Origin of the sequence: Microbacterium sp. AG1240 (genome assembly GCF_003635115.1) — a bacterium.
GTDB lineage: Bacteria > Actinomycetota > Actinomycetes > Actinomycetales > Microbacteriaceae > Microbacterium.
In genome coordinates, this window is the sequence record NZ_RBXJ01000004.1 from 20,798 (window position 1) to 34,086 (window position 13,289).

The 13,289-nt window shown below is 70.3% G+C and carries 14 protein-coding genes, 1 tRNA gene and 1 pseudogene; 9 read left to right on the forward strand and 7 right to left on the reverse strand.

Annotated elements, in window-relative coordinates; genetic code table 11:
* Positions 1-39 precede the first annotated feature (39 nt).
* Positions 40-939 (forward strand): NUDIX domain-containing protein, encoded by a 900-nt coding sequence (locus tag DEU34_RS14925; protein ID WP_121151656.1) that lies wholly within the window; start codon positions 40-42, stop codon positions 937-939.
* On the opposite strand, the gene DEU34_RS14930 is transcribed toward DEU34_RS14925, so the two are convergent.
* The 3 genes from DEU34_RS14930 to DEU34_RS14940 all read right to left on the reverse strand — a co-directional run bounded on the left by DEU34_RS14930 (position 851) and on the right by DEU34_RS14940 (position 3,659).
* Entirely contained in the window at positions 851-2,488 is a 1,638-nt protein-coding gene (locus DEU34_RS14930) for an HNH endonuclease signature motif containing protein (RefSeq protein WP_121151658.1), read from the reverse strand. The two genes, DEU34_RS14925 and DEU34_RS14930, sit on opposite strands and share 89 nt — an antisense overlap.
* A gap of 104 nt (positions 2,489-2,592) precedes the next feature.
* Complete coding sequence (locus DEU34_RS14935) at positions 2,593-2,973, reverse strand: RNA-binding S4 domain-containing protein (RefSeq protein WP_121151660.1); 381 nt, start codon at positions 2,971-2,973, stop codon at positions 2,593-2,595.
* A complete protein-coding gene (locus DEU34_RS14940) occupies positions 2,970-3,659 on the reverse strand; it encodes a lysoplasmalogenase family protein (RefSeq protein ID WP_183042515.1) in 690 nt (229 codons plus the stop codon). The genes DEU34_RS14935 and DEU34_RS14940 overlap by 4 nt, the downstream gene beginning before the upstream one ends.
* 328 nt (positions 3,660-3,987) lie before the next feature.
* Between DEU34_RS14940 and DEU34_RS14945 the strand changes: the two genes are divergently transcribed.
* Positions 3,988-4,061: transfer RNA gene (locus DEU34_RS14945), tRNA-Pro, on the forward strand.
* A 250-nt stretch (positions 4,062-4,311) separates the two neighbouring features.
* Here the strand turns inward: DEU34_RS14945 and DEU34_RS14950 are convergent.
* Complete coding sequence (locus DEU34_RS14950) at positions 4,312-4,557, reverse strand: hypothetical protein (protein ID WP_121151664.1); 246 nt, start codon at positions 4,555-4,557, stop codon at positions 4,312-4,314.
* A gap of 57 nt (positions 4,558-4,614) precedes the next feature.
* A pseudogene (locus tag DEU34_RS14955) lies at positions 4,615-4,809 on the reverse strand (multicopper oxidase domain-containing protein); the annotation flags it as partial.
* Positions 4,810-5,265: 456 nt separating this feature from the next.
* On the opposite strand from DEU34_RS14955, the gene DEU34_RS14960 reads away from it, so the two are divergent.
* The 4 genes from DEU34_RS14960 to DEU34_RS14970 are packed head-to-tail and all read left to right on the forward strand — an operon-like array spanning position 5,266 to position 8,408.
* Positions 5,266-5,463: a hypothetical protein gene (locus DEU34_RS14960; RefSeq protein ID WP_121151668.1), complete on the forward strand. Its 198-nt coding sequence runs from the start codon at positions 5,266-5,268 to the stop codon at positions 5,461-5,463.
* Positions 5,460-7,391 carry a heavy metal translocating P-type ATPase gene (locus DEU34_RS14965; protein WP_259460192.1) on the forward strand — a complete coding sequence of 644 codons (1,932 nt, stop codon included), beginning with the start codon at positions 5,460-5,462 and terminating at the stop codon, positions 7,389-7,391. The genes DEU34_RS14960 and DEU34_RS14965 overlap by 4 nt, the downstream gene beginning before the upstream one ends.
* A gap of 4 nt (positions 7,392-7,395) precedes the next feature.
* Positions 7,396-7,560 carry a hypothetical protein gene (locus DEU34_RS16350; protein WP_183042516.1) on the forward strand — a complete coding sequence of 55 codons (165 nt, stop codon included), beginning with the start codon at positions 7,396-7,398 and terminating at the stop codon, positions 7,558-7,560.
* On the forward strand, positions 7,557-8,408 hold the full coding sequence (locus DEU34_RS14970) for a universal stress protein (protein ID WP_121151670.1): 852 nt from the start codon (positions 7,557-7,559) through the stop codon (positions 8,406-8,408). Before DEU34_RS16350 ends, DEU34_RS14970 begins: the two co-directional genes overlap by 4 nt.
* A 3-nt stretch (positions 8,409-8,411) precedes the next feature.
* Here the strand turns inward: DEU34_RS14970 and DEU34_RS14975 are convergent, their stop codons facing one another.
* Positions 8,412-8,954: a pyridoxamine 5'-phosphate oxidase family protein gene (locus tag DEU34_RS14975; RefSeq protein WP_121151672.1), complete on the reverse strand. Its 543-nt coding sequence runs from the start codon at positions 8,952-8,954 to the stop codon at positions 8,412-8,414.
* Positions 8,955-9,188: 234 nt separating this feature from the next.
* Between DEU34_RS14975 and DEU34_RS14980 the strand changes: the two genes are divergently transcribed.
* The 3 genes from DEU34_RS14980 (at position 9,189) to DEU34_RS14990 (ending at position 12,394) form a co-directional block, all read left to right on the forward strand.
* Positions 9,189-10,808 carry a GAF domain-containing protein gene (locus DEU34_RS14980; protein WP_183042517.1) on the forward strand — a complete coding sequence of 540 codons (1,620 nt, stop codon included), beginning with the start codon at positions 9,189-9,191 and terminating at the stop codon, positions 10,806-10,808.
* Positions 10,805-11,440 (forward strand): response regulator transcription factor, encoded by a 636-nt coding sequence (locus tag DEU34_RS14985; RefSeq protein ID WP_121151676.1) that lies wholly within the window; start codon positions 10,805-10,807, stop codon positions 11,438-11,440. The genes DEU34_RS14980 and DEU34_RS14985 overlap by 4 nt, the downstream gene beginning before the upstream one ends.
* A 75-nt stretch (positions 11,441-11,515) precedes the next feature.
* The gene (locus DEU34_RS14990; RefSeq protein WP_121151678.1) at positions 11,516-12,394 is read left to right on the forward strand and encodes a universal stress protein; all 879 of its coding nucleotides are present in this window, start codon (positions 11,516-11,518) and stop codon (positions 12,392-12,394) included.
* Here the strand turns inward: DEU34_RS14990 and DEU34_RS14995 are convergent.
* A complete protein-coding gene (locus DEU34_RS14995) occupies positions 12,372-13,214 on the reverse strand; it encodes a universal stress protein (RefSeq protein WP_121151680.1) in 843 nt (280 codons plus the stop codon). The genes DEU34_RS14990 and DEU34_RS14995 overlap by 23 nt on opposite strands.
* Positions 13,215-13,289: the final 75 nt, after the last annotated feature.

Consider the following 13,289-nt stretch of genomic DNA (forward strand, 5'->3'; position numbering starts at 1 on the left):
TGCCGTTTCGGCGTGCGGGTGTTGTGACAGGCTGGTGCGATGACGATCGTGCCGCCCGCTCCCGGTGAGCCGCGTCGCCCGCACGGGCCACGCGATCCCGGAGATGCGTGGGTCGAGACGCCCGAGGGCGAGCGCTACTGGGGGCGGTTCGGTGCCGCGGGGCTCCTCGCCCTCGACCCGGAGCGCGGGGTGCTGCTGCAGCATCGCGTGTCGTGGAGCCATCACGGCGACACCTGGGCGCTTCCCGGCGGTGCGCGTCATCAGGGCGAGTCGGCCCACGATGCCGCCCTGCGCGAATCGGCGGAGGAAGCCGGCGTTCCGGCCGGGTCGGTCGCGCCGCGGTTCGTGAACGTCTTCGACCTCGGCGTCTGGAGTTACACGACCCTCGTCGGCGATGTGGTGGTGCCGTTCGAGCCGGTGATCAGCGATCCCGAGAGTCGGGCGCTCGCGTGGATCCCGGTCGAAGAGGTCGATCGGCGTCCGCTGCATCCCTCGTTCGCCGACGCGTGGAGACTCCTGCGCCCCCTGCTGGAGGTGCGTCCGACGATCGTCGTGGATGTCGCGAACGTCATGGGTTCGGTACCCGATGGGTGGTGGCGCGATCGGGCCGGTGCCGCCGACAGGCTCATCCAGCGGCTGGGCGCTCTGGCGGCGTCGGGCGTGCCCGCGTCGGCTCTGGGCCTGGGGGCGACGGGCTGGTTCGCGCCGATCGTCGCGGTCGTCGAGAGGCAGGCGAAGACGGTGGATGCTGCGCCCGAGGGCGTCGTGATCGCTCGTGCCGAAGCATCCGGAGACGACGAGATCGTGGCGCAGACCGCGGCGCTCGCCGAACCGTCGGCCGCGATCGTGGTCACGAGCGATCGTGCGCTCGCCGATCGCGTGCGCTCTCTCGGTGCAACGGTTCACGGCGCGGGATGGCTGCTCGACCTGCTGGCCTAGTTCGTCGGGCTGCCGCCCCCGGTGATGTGCGGAACCGGGGGAGTGGTGGGGGGATGTCGGCCCATGCATAAGTGAGGGCGAGCCGTGGGGTGAGGACGATGGGCGCGCCCTTTCCGGGTGGCGGGTGCAGCACGAAGTCGCCGTGGCCCTCGCGGGTGATGCGCCACCGGTGGTGGTGGAGGTGCATGTGGTGGAACCGGCAGAGCAGGATGCCGCGATCGGTGTCGGTTCGGCCGCCCTCGGAGTAGGGATCGATGTGGTGGGCCTCGCACATCGAGGCGGGCCGGTCGCACCCCCGCCAGCGGCAGCCGCCATCGCGAAGGGCCAGCGTGAGGCGTTGCCCGGCGCTGAAGAGTCGCTGTTCGCGGCCGAGGCGGAGGGGCTCGCCGGCGCCGTCGACCCAGACGGTGCGGGTGCCGCCGTCGCAGGCGCGTTGTGCGGCGACCCACGCGGGGAGTGCCGCCAACCCGTCTTCGAGGTGTGCGACCGCGGGGGTTCCGTCGTGACTCGTCTGCCACGCGTGGTCGGTGACGACGATGCGCACCCCGGCTTGGCGGGTGCCGTGCACGGCTTTCGCATCGGCGAGGACGCCCGCGCGCAGGATGTCGAGGAGCAGGTCGAACTCGAGCTGCGTGTTGGTGCGCGGGTCGTCGCGCAGCTCGGCGGCGGCGGCCTTCTCGTCGTCGGCGACGAAGCGGGGCCCGCCGCGGCGGGGCCGGAGCGCGGAGTCGAACACGCTCCGCAGGAAGGCGGCGGACTCATCGTCGAAGATGAGGTGCCCGTGCGAGACACCGCGGGTGTCTTTCCACATCCGGAACGAGCGACCGTCGAACCGCGCGGCGAACCGCTGCTCCGCTCCGACGGGGTCGAGTCGATCACGGATGGTGCGCGCCGCCGCCGCGAGCTCTTCGACGGTGCGGTGGGCGGCCTCTTCCGTCAGTTGTGATGCGGCCAACGACCACGCCTCGGCGAATTCTGCGTCGACGGCGTCGTCGCCAGGGGCAGGGGGATCGCCGAGACCGTGGAGGATGGCGTGGTGCTGCGCCGCACTCAGCGTTCCGGCCAACTGTGCGCGCCCGAGCGACGCGTGCCACGGTTCGCGCACTCGACTCGCCGTGCCCGTGCCCGCGTCGTCGCCGGCGTCCACCGCGTCCGCCGCATCCGCTTCATCGTCGGCCGACGGTGCTCGTGCCCCGCCGAGCAGGTTCGCGCCGTCGAGCAGCGACTCGCCCAATCGCACCTGTTTGGCGGCCTCGGTGCGGGTCGTGCCGGCGATCTCCTGCACCAGACTCACTGCGCTGCGGTGGCCTTCGCCGGCTGCCGCGCCATCGTGGCCCTGCTCGCGCCGCGACCGCGCGGCGAGCACGCCTGAGGCAGCGATGCGCAGCGAGGCGAGCGCCTCTATGACCCTCGTCGATTCACGGATCACCCGCATCACGTCGGCGTCGCGCGCCTCGGCGACCGTTGTCGGCAGTGCGCCGGCATCGACCTCGCCGACGACATCGCGCAGCACACCGAGGTGCCGGTGGATTTCTTCGAAGAAGCTCATGCATACATTATCGAACATAGGTACGACATTGGATGAGGGAAGTGACGAACCGGTGAATAACTCCCGTGGTCGCCGCCCGGGAGGAGGAGCGAACGAGGCGGGTTTCAGTGCTCGAGGTCGCGCCCGCGGAGCTTCTCGATGTCGCGCCGATCGCGTTTGGTGGGGCGACCCGCTCCCCGGTCGCGCACCGGCACGAAGGGCGTGCTCTCGCGCGGCGGGGGCGGGGGAGTGCGGTCTTCCGCGGCGGCCGCGGCCTGCACGGCGCCGACCCGCTTCACGATCGTCTCGCGCACGACCAGGATGCGGTCGAACCCGGCGACCCGCACGCGCAGCTCGTCTCCGGGACGCACCTGCTGCGCGGCCTTCGCCTTCTCGCCGTTGACGCGCACGTGGCCGGCGCGGCACGCGGCCGTGGCCAGCGACCGTGTCTTGTAGACGCGCACCGCCCACAACCAGGCGTCGACGCGCGCGGATGACGCCGTCATCGGGCGGCCGTCCGCTCTCGCAGCCGGACGGCGGTCACGACGCCCCCTGCGATCAGGCCCTGGCCGACGGTGTATGTGAGCATCACCAGCGGGCTCGTCATCGTCGGCATCGCCTCGGGGGTGAAGAGGCGGAACGCGAGCAGCGTGTCGGAGGCGAGGAAGAACGCCGCCCCGATCGTGATGATCCGGTTGGTGCGGGCAGCGGTGGCGGCCGTTCCCGCGAGCACCACTCCATAGATCGCGACGGCCACGGTCAGTGCTCCGAGGTGCGGCCAGAGCACCGCGAGCAAGACGCCCCACCACAGGGCGTAGACGATCGTCCACGCGGGGAGCGGACGGGTCGGGAGCACGCGCGCGAAGAGCCAGATGTAGGCCAGGTGGGCGAGTCCGAAGCATCCGAGCATCACCGGCAACTCTGGTGCGAAGGGGAAGAACGTGGCCGCGCCGTCTCCGAGCCACGACAGCGCGATCGCGACGAAGAGCAGCGAGAACGGCGTGCCCCATGCCGTGCCTCGGCCGGCCCACAGGACCGCGATCGCCAGCGCCGGCATGAGGAGGAGCTTGGTCGGACCGGCCAGGGCGTCGGCTCCGAGTCCGAGCGCGACGACGTGGATGACTGACAGCACCGCGTAGGGCGCGAAGCCCCACGTCCACGTCGGCAGCGTCGCCGTTCGTTGCTCGCGCATGGTGTCCTCCGGGTTCGCTCCATCGTAGGCGGGCGATACGTCCCCGCGCCGATCGCGCATGCGCTCGCCGCGGGCGAGCGCCTGGCGGGTCTGCCGTGCCGCGCCGCGGTGCCGCTGCGCCGTCAGATGCCGAGATGGGTATCGGTGGTGGCGGTCGCTGCCGTCCGCGTTGCCGCGGCTGCAGGCCCTCTTCCGCGGGCGAGTTCGTCGTCGCAGCTGTGGTGTCGACGGCGGTTGTCGTGGCGCTCGAGGGCGACGGGGTGCGCCGCGTTCGCGGCAGGGTTGTGGACCGGGTAGGATAGTGGAGTTGTCCGCGTGCGGGCAGTTCCGGGATGTGGCGCAGCTTGGTAGCGCACTTGACTGGGGGTCAAGGGGTCGCAGGTTCAAATCCTGTCATCCCGACGGAACGTGAAAAGGGTCGGCCGAGAGGCCGGCCCTTTTCGTTTGGCCGCGGAGCGCTGCGGGTCCACTCGCCGCATGCTCCGTGCGGAGGCAGTGCAGGGCGCGCGAGCGATTCGGGACTGCGTGAACGGGACGCGGGCGGATAGTTCGCCGAGGCGGGAGAACACGGAAGGCCCCCGCGGATCGCAGAGGCCTTCCCTGTGTCGGGCGGGCCTGAGGCCGGGCCGGCGGCGAGACCTCGACCGGAGACCTACTGGTAGATGAGCCTCCACCGCACGGGGGTGCCGTTCTGATACGAGTCCGGCGTGCAGCCCTGGACGATCGTGTAGCCCTGCTGCGCGAGGCGGTCCATCCTGAGCGAGCAGGTGTTCCAGCTGCTGTAATACGAAACCTGCTGCGCGGCCTGCGCCGGCGCGGGGGCGGCGAACGCGAGAATTCCGATCGCAAGGGCAGTCGCCGGGATGCCGGCAAGGACTCGACGTCGAATTTTCATCATTAAGGCACCCTAGGCGCGTTCGCGTGCGAATGCACGGGGTCGGAAGAGTCGGCACGCTCAGTCGTGCTGTCCGGCCCCGCCGTGAGCAGGCCCGCTCGCATGTTCGCGATCGGTGAGAACGTACCGGGCCATCGTTCCCTGATCTTCGTGCCAGAGCAGGTGGCAGTGGTACACGTACGAGGTGGCGGGATCGACGAAGGATGCGAACGGGATGATCAGCTCGACGGAGTCTCCCCGCGGGCTCAAGACAGTGTCCTTCGGCCCCCGCGGGGGCCGGTCGGACCGACACCGGTCGTGCTGTGCACGGCGGACTGCGAGCCCTGGATGTGGAAGTCACTCGCGCGAGTCGAACAGTTCTCCATCGTCCGCATATACGTACTGCCGGCGGCGACCACGGTATCGATGCGAGTCATGTACCGCGGGACTTTGGTCCCGTGGGTCGCGCTCGCAGCGCAGAAGTATGACGGCGAGGCAAGTTGTGGGACTCGTCTCTTCCACCACACCTGCGTGGTGACGAGGGGCGATCGTGATCATTCGATCGGGGGGCCGATCGCGATCGCCCCTCGAGTTCGGCCGCGCGGCCTCGCGCCGGTTTTTCACGGCTCGTCAGCACGACGGCGGGACCTAGGACCCTATGCAGGCGGAGCGCGGCGCGCGAGGGTGGGGTGACGAGGAAGAGCAACCGGGTGCTCGGCGAGCGGGGGAACGATGACGGCTCGCGACGTCGATGAACCGGGTGCCACTCGCCCGCTCTATCCGATCGACCACGTCCTCGTCGAGCGAGCGATCGTCTTGCGCACCTCGCCGGGCACGAAGCCGCGGGAGCTGACGATCCGCCGCTCGGTGGCCTTCGAGGTGGACGGCCTCGACCGCGATGAGGTGCTCTCACTGGCGCACGCGCCGTGACCCGGCCCGCACGCATCCTCCTCCCGACGCTGGCCGGCACCGCCGTCGTGCTCGGCGGTGTGCTCGTCCTAACGGTGATCGGGAGGGACGACATCGCGCGCTGGAGCGCCACGGCGTGGGTGGGCGCTTTCATCGCATGGACGCTCGTGGGCATGGTGCGAGATGTCCTCGCCGGGCACGTGGGGTTGGACCTGCTCGCCGTCGTCGCGATGGTGTCGACCCTGGCCGTGGGGGAGTACGTCGCGTCGTTGATCGTGGTGCTCATGCTCTCGGGTGGGCAGGCTCTCGAGCAGTACGCCACCCGGCGGGCGAAGCGCGATCTGACCTCTCTGCTCGACCGCTCTCCGCGTCGTGCTCACGTGTTGGTACGACCGGATGATGCGGGCTCTGCCGAAACGCGGGAGGTGGCGGTCGCCGACGTGCGGGTCGGCGACATCCTGCTCATCCGGCCGTCCGAGATCGTTCCGGTGGACGGTGTCCTGCTCAGCTCCGACGGCACTTTCGACGAATCATCCTTGACCGGCGAAAGCCTTCCCGTCGCGCGGGTCAGAGGGGACCACGTGCTGTCGGGCGTCGTCAACGGAAGCGGGGCCGTGCGTGTGCACGCCGAGCGGACGAGCGAGCGGAGCCAGTACCAGCAGATCGTCGCTCTCGTGGAGAGCGCGCAGTCCTCGCGGGCGCCGGTGGTGCGCCTCGCAGACCGATTCGCCATTCCATTCACGGCGGTGGCCCTCGTCCTGGCGGGCGGAGCGTGGATCGTCTCCGGACTTCCGGAGCGGTTCGCCGAGGTGCTGGTTCTGGCGACGCCGTGCCCGCTGCTGATCGCCGCCCCGGTGGCCTTCCTCGGCGGGTTGTCGCGATCCGCGAAGACGGGGGTCATCGTGAAAGGCGGCGGAGTCATCGAGCAGCTGGCCCGGGTGCGATCTGCCGCTTTCGACAAGACGGGCACGCTGACGCAGGGTCGCCCCCGGTTGACGGAGGTGCGGCCCGCGTGGCCGTTCGACGCCGATGAGCTGCTCCGTCTCGCCGCCTCGGCGGAGCAGTACTCCACGCACGTCTTCGCCGACACGATCCGCCGCGAGGCCGTCGACCGGGGGCTGACACTGCGTGCTGCCGATCGTGCCGAAGAAGTGGCCACCCTGGGTGTGACGGCGATGATCGGCGGACGGGAGGTCGTCGTCGGCAAGCCCGGCTTCGTGGCGGGCGTCGCGCCCGAGACAGTGCCCATCACCCTTCACGGCGGGGAGGCGGCTGCGTACGTCGCGGTCGACGGATGCTTCGCCGGAGTGCTCGTGCTCGCCGATCCTGCGCGCCCCGAATCGGCGGAGGTGGTTCGGTGGCTGCGCGAGCACGGGGTGGAGAACATCGTCATGCTCACCGGTGACGGACCATCCACGGCTGCAGCGATCGCGCGTCGGGTGGGGATCGACGTCGTGCACTCCGACCTGCTCCCCGGCCAGAAGGTGGTGTACGCCGCGGGGATGGTTCCACGCCCGCTGATGATGGTGGGCGACGGAATAAACGATGCGCCGGTGCTGGCCGCCGCCGACATCGGAGTCGCCATGGGGGCGCGCGGCGCGACAGCCGCCGGTGACGCCGCCGACGTCGTGGTGCTGGTGGACTCGCTGACGAAGGTCGCGGAGGCGGTCGCGATCGGTCGCCACACCCTGCGGGTCGCCGTCACGGCGATCTGGATCGGGATCGGGCTGAGCACGGCTCTCATGATCATCGCGACCTCCGGCGCCATCCCCGCGGTGGCGGGGGCGCTCATCCAGGAACTCGTCGACGTGGCCACCATCCTCTACGCCCTCCGCGCTCTGGGCGGGCCGAGCTCGCGGACCGCGGGACTTTCGGCCCGGGAACGAGTCGTCGTCGGCGCGACGATCGGTGCGGGGGATCCTTCCCGCACGACGAGACGACAGGAGTAACGACGTGGATCGACTCAGCTTCACGAGTCCGGCACCCATCGGTCCGGCGGATCTCGCCCTCCCTCCGACGGAACCCATCGATATCGCCGCCGACACCGCCGCGACCCACCCCGACGTCCTTTCGGGTTCGTCCGAGATGACGCCGTCGTTCGGACGGGTGGCCCCGTGAACGGCAAGATCGTGGTCGGTGTGTCCGACCGCGTCGATGACGGCGACGCGGTGCGGCGAGCAGTCTCGTGGGCGATCGAGCGGGCCACGAGGAGCGGCAGCGTGCTTCATCTCGTGACGGTGGTGGGCGGCCCTCTCGGTGTCATCGGTGAGGGCGAAGTGCTCGAGAGGGCCATGGCGGAGGCGGGCGCGCGGTTGGAGCGCTACACGCACGAAGCCCGCGCGCGCGGTATCACGGTGACGGCGCTCGTGTACCAGGGGAGGCCCGTCGAGCGTCTCCTGGAAGCATCCGTCTCAGCCCGTCTCCTCGTGATCGGGAGCGACTACCGGGGGCCGGGGAGCGGTGTGCGGCGCGGGCCCCACGGGGTGCGCATCGCGGCCGGCGCCCACTGCCCGGTCATCGTCGTTCCTGATATCGACCTCGCGCAACGAGAGGGCATCGTCGTCGGGGCGGATGGCTCCGCGCTGTCGGAAGCGGCCATCGCGTTCGGCGCAGCCGAGGCGGACCGCGACGGACAGACGCTCACCGTGGTCACGACATGGGCGCCGGTTCCGCTGAGCGTGGAGTTCGACGGGTACCCCGCCGGATACTTCGACAACCTCCAGGCGCTGGCCGAGGAGGCGCAAGCCATCTCTCTCGCCGGAATCCCCGAGGACTACCCCGACCTCCGCGTCGTGCGCGTCGTCGAACGCGGTGACCCCGCCGACGTCTTGAACCGTTTCGCTGTGCACACGCGGCTCGTGGCGGTCGGAACGCACGGGCGCGGGGCGTTCGCGCGCTTCCTTCTCGGGTCCACCAGCCAGGAGATGCTCGCGGCACCCGCCACCGTCACTGCGGTGATCAGGTGACGCTCATCGCGAGAACGGCGGCAGGTGCGGGATGGGGTGAGGCCGTGTCGGCTCCGGCGGGCGGGGGCGAGCACCCCGCGGGCCGGGCGCGTCGAGCGCCGTGCGATCCGATTCGCGAAACCTCCGTCCGCTCACAGCGGTCGGTTCGACACGGATGACGTAGCGCTTGTGCGTCGGAGTCGCCGTCCGCAACGACGCGGCGCCGCTCTCGCGCAGCTCCTCCTCCGTCGTCACCTGCTGGGCTGTTCCGCGCAGGAGCACGCTCCAGCGGAGTGCGCCGTCTGCCCCGTCGATTTCCAGGGCCACGGCGGGATGGGAACGGATGTGGCGCAGCTTGCTGTCGTTAGCGGTGCGGATGTAGACGATGCGTTTGCGGCTCAAATAGTTCACCGGGAACACTTCGGGGTCGCCCGCGGGGTCGACCAGAGCGATCCGGCCCATCTCACCCTGCTCGATCAGTTCCCAGCATTCGGCCGCCGACAGCGCTGCGATCAGCGGTGCGGTGCTCTCAGGGCTCGAGGATGGCGGGGAAGGGGTGGTAGGCATCGGAACTCCTCTGTGTGCTCTCCATCGCACCGGAGCCCGGGGGGATACGTCAGGGCCGAAGGTCCCCTCGCTCGGGCGAGGTCGTCCCCCTAGCGGTCGCGGGCGAGGGACCTTAGATTGAGCGCAGATGAGGGGGGTGAGATGCACAGCGTTCTACCGCTTTCGTTTCCCGATGAACCCCGTGGGGAGTTGGACCGAGCGATCGCCGTGCTGATGACGACGGCGGAGCGGGTCATGACGACGCAGAGTCGCCTTCGCGCGCTGCTGCACGCCGTGCAGACGGTCGTCGGCGACATCGATCTCCCCACGGTGCTCACCAGGGTCGTCGAGGCTGCCGTGCAACTGGTCGACGCCGAGTACGGAGCGATCGGCGTCGTCTCGCCGGACGGCAGGTCGCTGGATGAGTTCATCCACGTCGGGGTGGACGAGGATGCTGCGTCGCTCATCGGGCATCTGCCGAGGGGACGCGGCGTGCTCGGTGCTCTCCTCGCCGATCCGCGACCCATCAGGATGCCGCACATCGGCGACGACGCCCGTGCGGTCGGCTTTCCCCCTCACCACCCGCCGATGGATTCCTTCCTGGGCGTCCCCGTGCGGGTCCGAGAGGAGGTCTTCGGAAACCTCTACCTCACGAACCGTCGCGGCGGTGTGTTCTCCGCGGAGGACGAGGAGCTGTTGGACGCCCTGGCGACGACCGCGGGGTTCGCCATCCAGAATGCCCGGCTCTTCGAGGAAGCTCGACTGCGGGAGCGGTGGATGGCTGCCGCATCCCAGCTCTCGTCCGCCCTGTTGAGCACGCCCCCGCACGGTGCATTCGACCTCATCGCGGGGCGAGTCCGCGATGTCTCGCGCGCTGCGGTGGTCGCCATCGTGACGGCGACGGAGTCGGAAGGGGAGGCACGAGTGGCCGCCTGGCGCGGCCCCGACGAGATCACGATCCACCCCCGCGTGCAGACGGCGCGGACGTTCGCTGCGCCCGCTCTCGTTGACGACGAGCGGGTGGTGGTGCGCGCGTCCGAGGGGAAGGGCGACGATCCTCTGCGGGTGAACGAGACGGACGCCGTGGGATCGTCGATGGCGGTGCCGCTGCGCTCTCGCCTCCGCTCGTGGGGCGCGATCATCGTCTCCCGGTCTCCCGGTGAGAAGGCGTTCTCCGAGGTGGACGCGGAGGTGCTCGCCAATCTCGCCTCGCAGGCGAGTATCGCCCTGGAGCTCGCAGACGCCCGCGCCGAACAGCAGCGCACCATCCTCGCGGAAGACCGCGCGCGCATCGCTCGCGATCTTCACGACCACGTCATCCAGCAGCTGTTCGGTGCGGAGATGACCCTGCTGTCGGTCGCCGCCGCGCTGCCTGAGGGTCCTCGCCGCCATCAGATACAGGAGGCGACGGACCACGTCGACCTCGCGATCTCGCAGATCCGCACGATCGTCTTCGCGCTGTCGTCGAAAGACGCCACGTCGGTTCGCCACCGCATCATCGACAGCGTCGCCGCAGCCTCCGGCACGCTGCTGCGCACCCCGTCGATACGGTTCGGCGGGCCGGTCGACCACATCGTCGGAGGTCAGCTCGCCGATGACCTCGTCGCCGCGGTCACGGAACTGCTCTCCAACAGCATCCGGCACGGCGATGCCGACAACATCTCGCTGGAGGTGACCGTCGGCGACGACGCCCTCTCCCTCGTCGTGGTCGATGACGGCAACGGGATGGGGGCCACCGGCCGTCGCAGCGGGCTGAAGAACCTCCAGGATCGCGCTGCCGCTCACGGGGGGACGCTGCAGATGCTGAGCGGACCTACCGGAACGCGCGCGCACTGGTCGGCGCTCATCGGCTCCGAAGGCGAGCCGGCTCCGTGATCCGCGTGTTCGTCGTCGACGATCACGAGATCGTGCGACGCGGTGTGGTGGACCTGGTGGAGAGCGCGCGAGACATGGAGGTGGTGGGAGAGGCGGGAACGGTTCGGCAAGCGGCCGCTCGGATCCCGGCAGCCGCCCCCGATGTCGCCGTGCTCGATGTGAGGCTGCCCGATGGCAGCGGGGTCGATCTGTGCCGGGACCTGCGATCGACGATGCCCGGGCTCGCGTGCCTGATGCTCACCGCCCACGATGACGACGACGCCACTTTCGACGCGGTGCTCGCAGGCGCCGCGGGGTACCTCCTGAAGAGCGTCGGCGCGAAGACGCTCCTCGACGACATCCGCGCCGTGGCAGGCGGCAAGATCCTGTTGAGCGCGGTCGCTTCGCAGCGCGCTTCCGCTCAGATGCGCGACCAGCCTCACGACGATCCCCGCATGGGGTCGCTCGGGTTGCGCGAGCGACAGGTGCTCGCGCTCATCGCGGACGGCTTGACGAATCGGCAGATCGGCGAACGACTCGGCCTGGCGGAGAAGACGGTGAAGAACTACGTGTCGTCTCTCCTCAGCAAGCTGGGCGTGGGATCGCGCACGCAGGCGGCCCTCCTGCGCGTCGAATACGACGACACCCGGTAGGTCGACGGGGGACCTTCGGCCCGCTCCTCATTTCGCCCACGGCCTACCGTCGCAGTGACAAGCGGGGGGTTCGAGATGGGGCACATCGTTCTCGGGTTCGACGGCAGCGCCGCCGCCGATTCGGCGCTCGACTGGGTGGCCGAACGGGTATCGGCGCGTCCGGCGGGCGTCGTGCTGGTCGTCGTGGCGAACATGTTCCACGCGGAGAGACCGGTGCTCGAACGTTTCGCGCAGGAGGCGTCGGAGCGATTGCGGGCGCGGGTACCGGATGCCGCGGTCGACATCGACATCGTCGACGGACGGATGCCGGGCACGCTGTCGCGCTCGGCGGAGGGTGCGGAGCTGCTCGTGGTGGGCATGCACACGAACGCGCGCGCACGGTCGATGTTCGCCGGCGCGATTCCGCTGCGCCTGACCGCCCTCTCCGCGGTTCCCGTCGTGCTCGTGCCGGCGGGATGGGCGCCGCGCGACGCGCCGGTGACGGTGGGGTTGGCGGCGGACGGTTCCTCCGCTGCCGCGCTTCGCTTCGCGGCCGTCGAAGCGCTCGCGCAGGCACAACCGCTGCGGATCGTGCATTCCTGGTTGATGACCTCCCCGCTGCCGTCCGCGCCGGCCGGAGGAGGATCCGCCGCGCGGGAAGCGCACGACGTGCATCGGGCGATCGTCGACGGAGCCGTCGCCGCACTGACGCACGAGCACCCGGGTCTCGTGGCCGAAGCCGCGCTCGTGCGGGACAACCCCGCAGCAGCCCTCACCTCGCAGGCGTCGCGCAGCTCGCTCGTCGTGATCGGCACCCATCGACGGGGACTGCTCACGGGGTGGCTTCTCGGGTCGGTCGCGTGGGACCTGGTGGGCGAACTGGACGACCCGATCTGCGTCGTCCCGCCGCCGCTCTCCTCGGCGGGGAGCACGACGCGGATCCGGCCGGGAGTCAGGCGTCGAGTCGATCGGTGATCGGCGTCGCTTCGGGAACGATGAGCACGGGGCAGCGGGCGCGCCACAGGAGGTCCTGAGCGACGGCCCCGGTCAGACCTCCGGCGAGAACGCCCTGATGGTGGGTGCCGATGACGATGAGAGCTGCCCGCTCCGCGTGGCCGAGCAGGGCGTTCACGGGGGAGGAGCGCACGACGTCGCTCTCGATGTCGACGTCGGTGAACCGTCGCTGCAGGGACCTCACCGCAGCATCCAGAAGCGCTCGGTGTTCCTCGACGATGCGGTCGGGTCTCTCCTCGATCACGGAGGACTCCACCACCACCCCCGGGAGTGCCCAGGCGTGCACGACGTGCAGTTTCTTCGTCGTCGCCGACGCCTCGCGCGCGGCGAGGTCGAGGGCGGCGGCGGAGGAGGTGTCGTCTGCGAGACCGACCACGACGTCTCCGTCGGTCTGCGTCCACCCGGCCGGGACGACGCAGACCGGAACGCTCGCGCGCGCGACGACGCGCACCGGAACCCACCCTCCGATGGCTGCCCGCACGGGATGATCGGGGTCGACGCCGATCACGAGGAGGTCGGCGCCGGCGCTCAATCTCGCGAGCGCGCGGCTGACGGCACCGTCGGCTCGGAGCAGCTCGACGGCCTGACCGGGGACCCTGTCGCGAAGCACGCGCTCGGCCCTCTCGAGCAGCTCCAGCGACGCGTGACGGTCGGCTGTCAGGGTTCCGATGACGTTCACGATCCGCACCCGAGACGGCTCGCGCACGCACCTCTCGGCGACCCACTGCGTCGCTGATGCGGATGCGCGGGTTCCGTCCACTCCCAGAACGAGGTCCTTCATCGGAATCACCCTCCAGGCTCCGCGTTCGTGCCTCGACGCTACGGGCGGGCGGCTCCCGACCGGGGGACGAAAGTC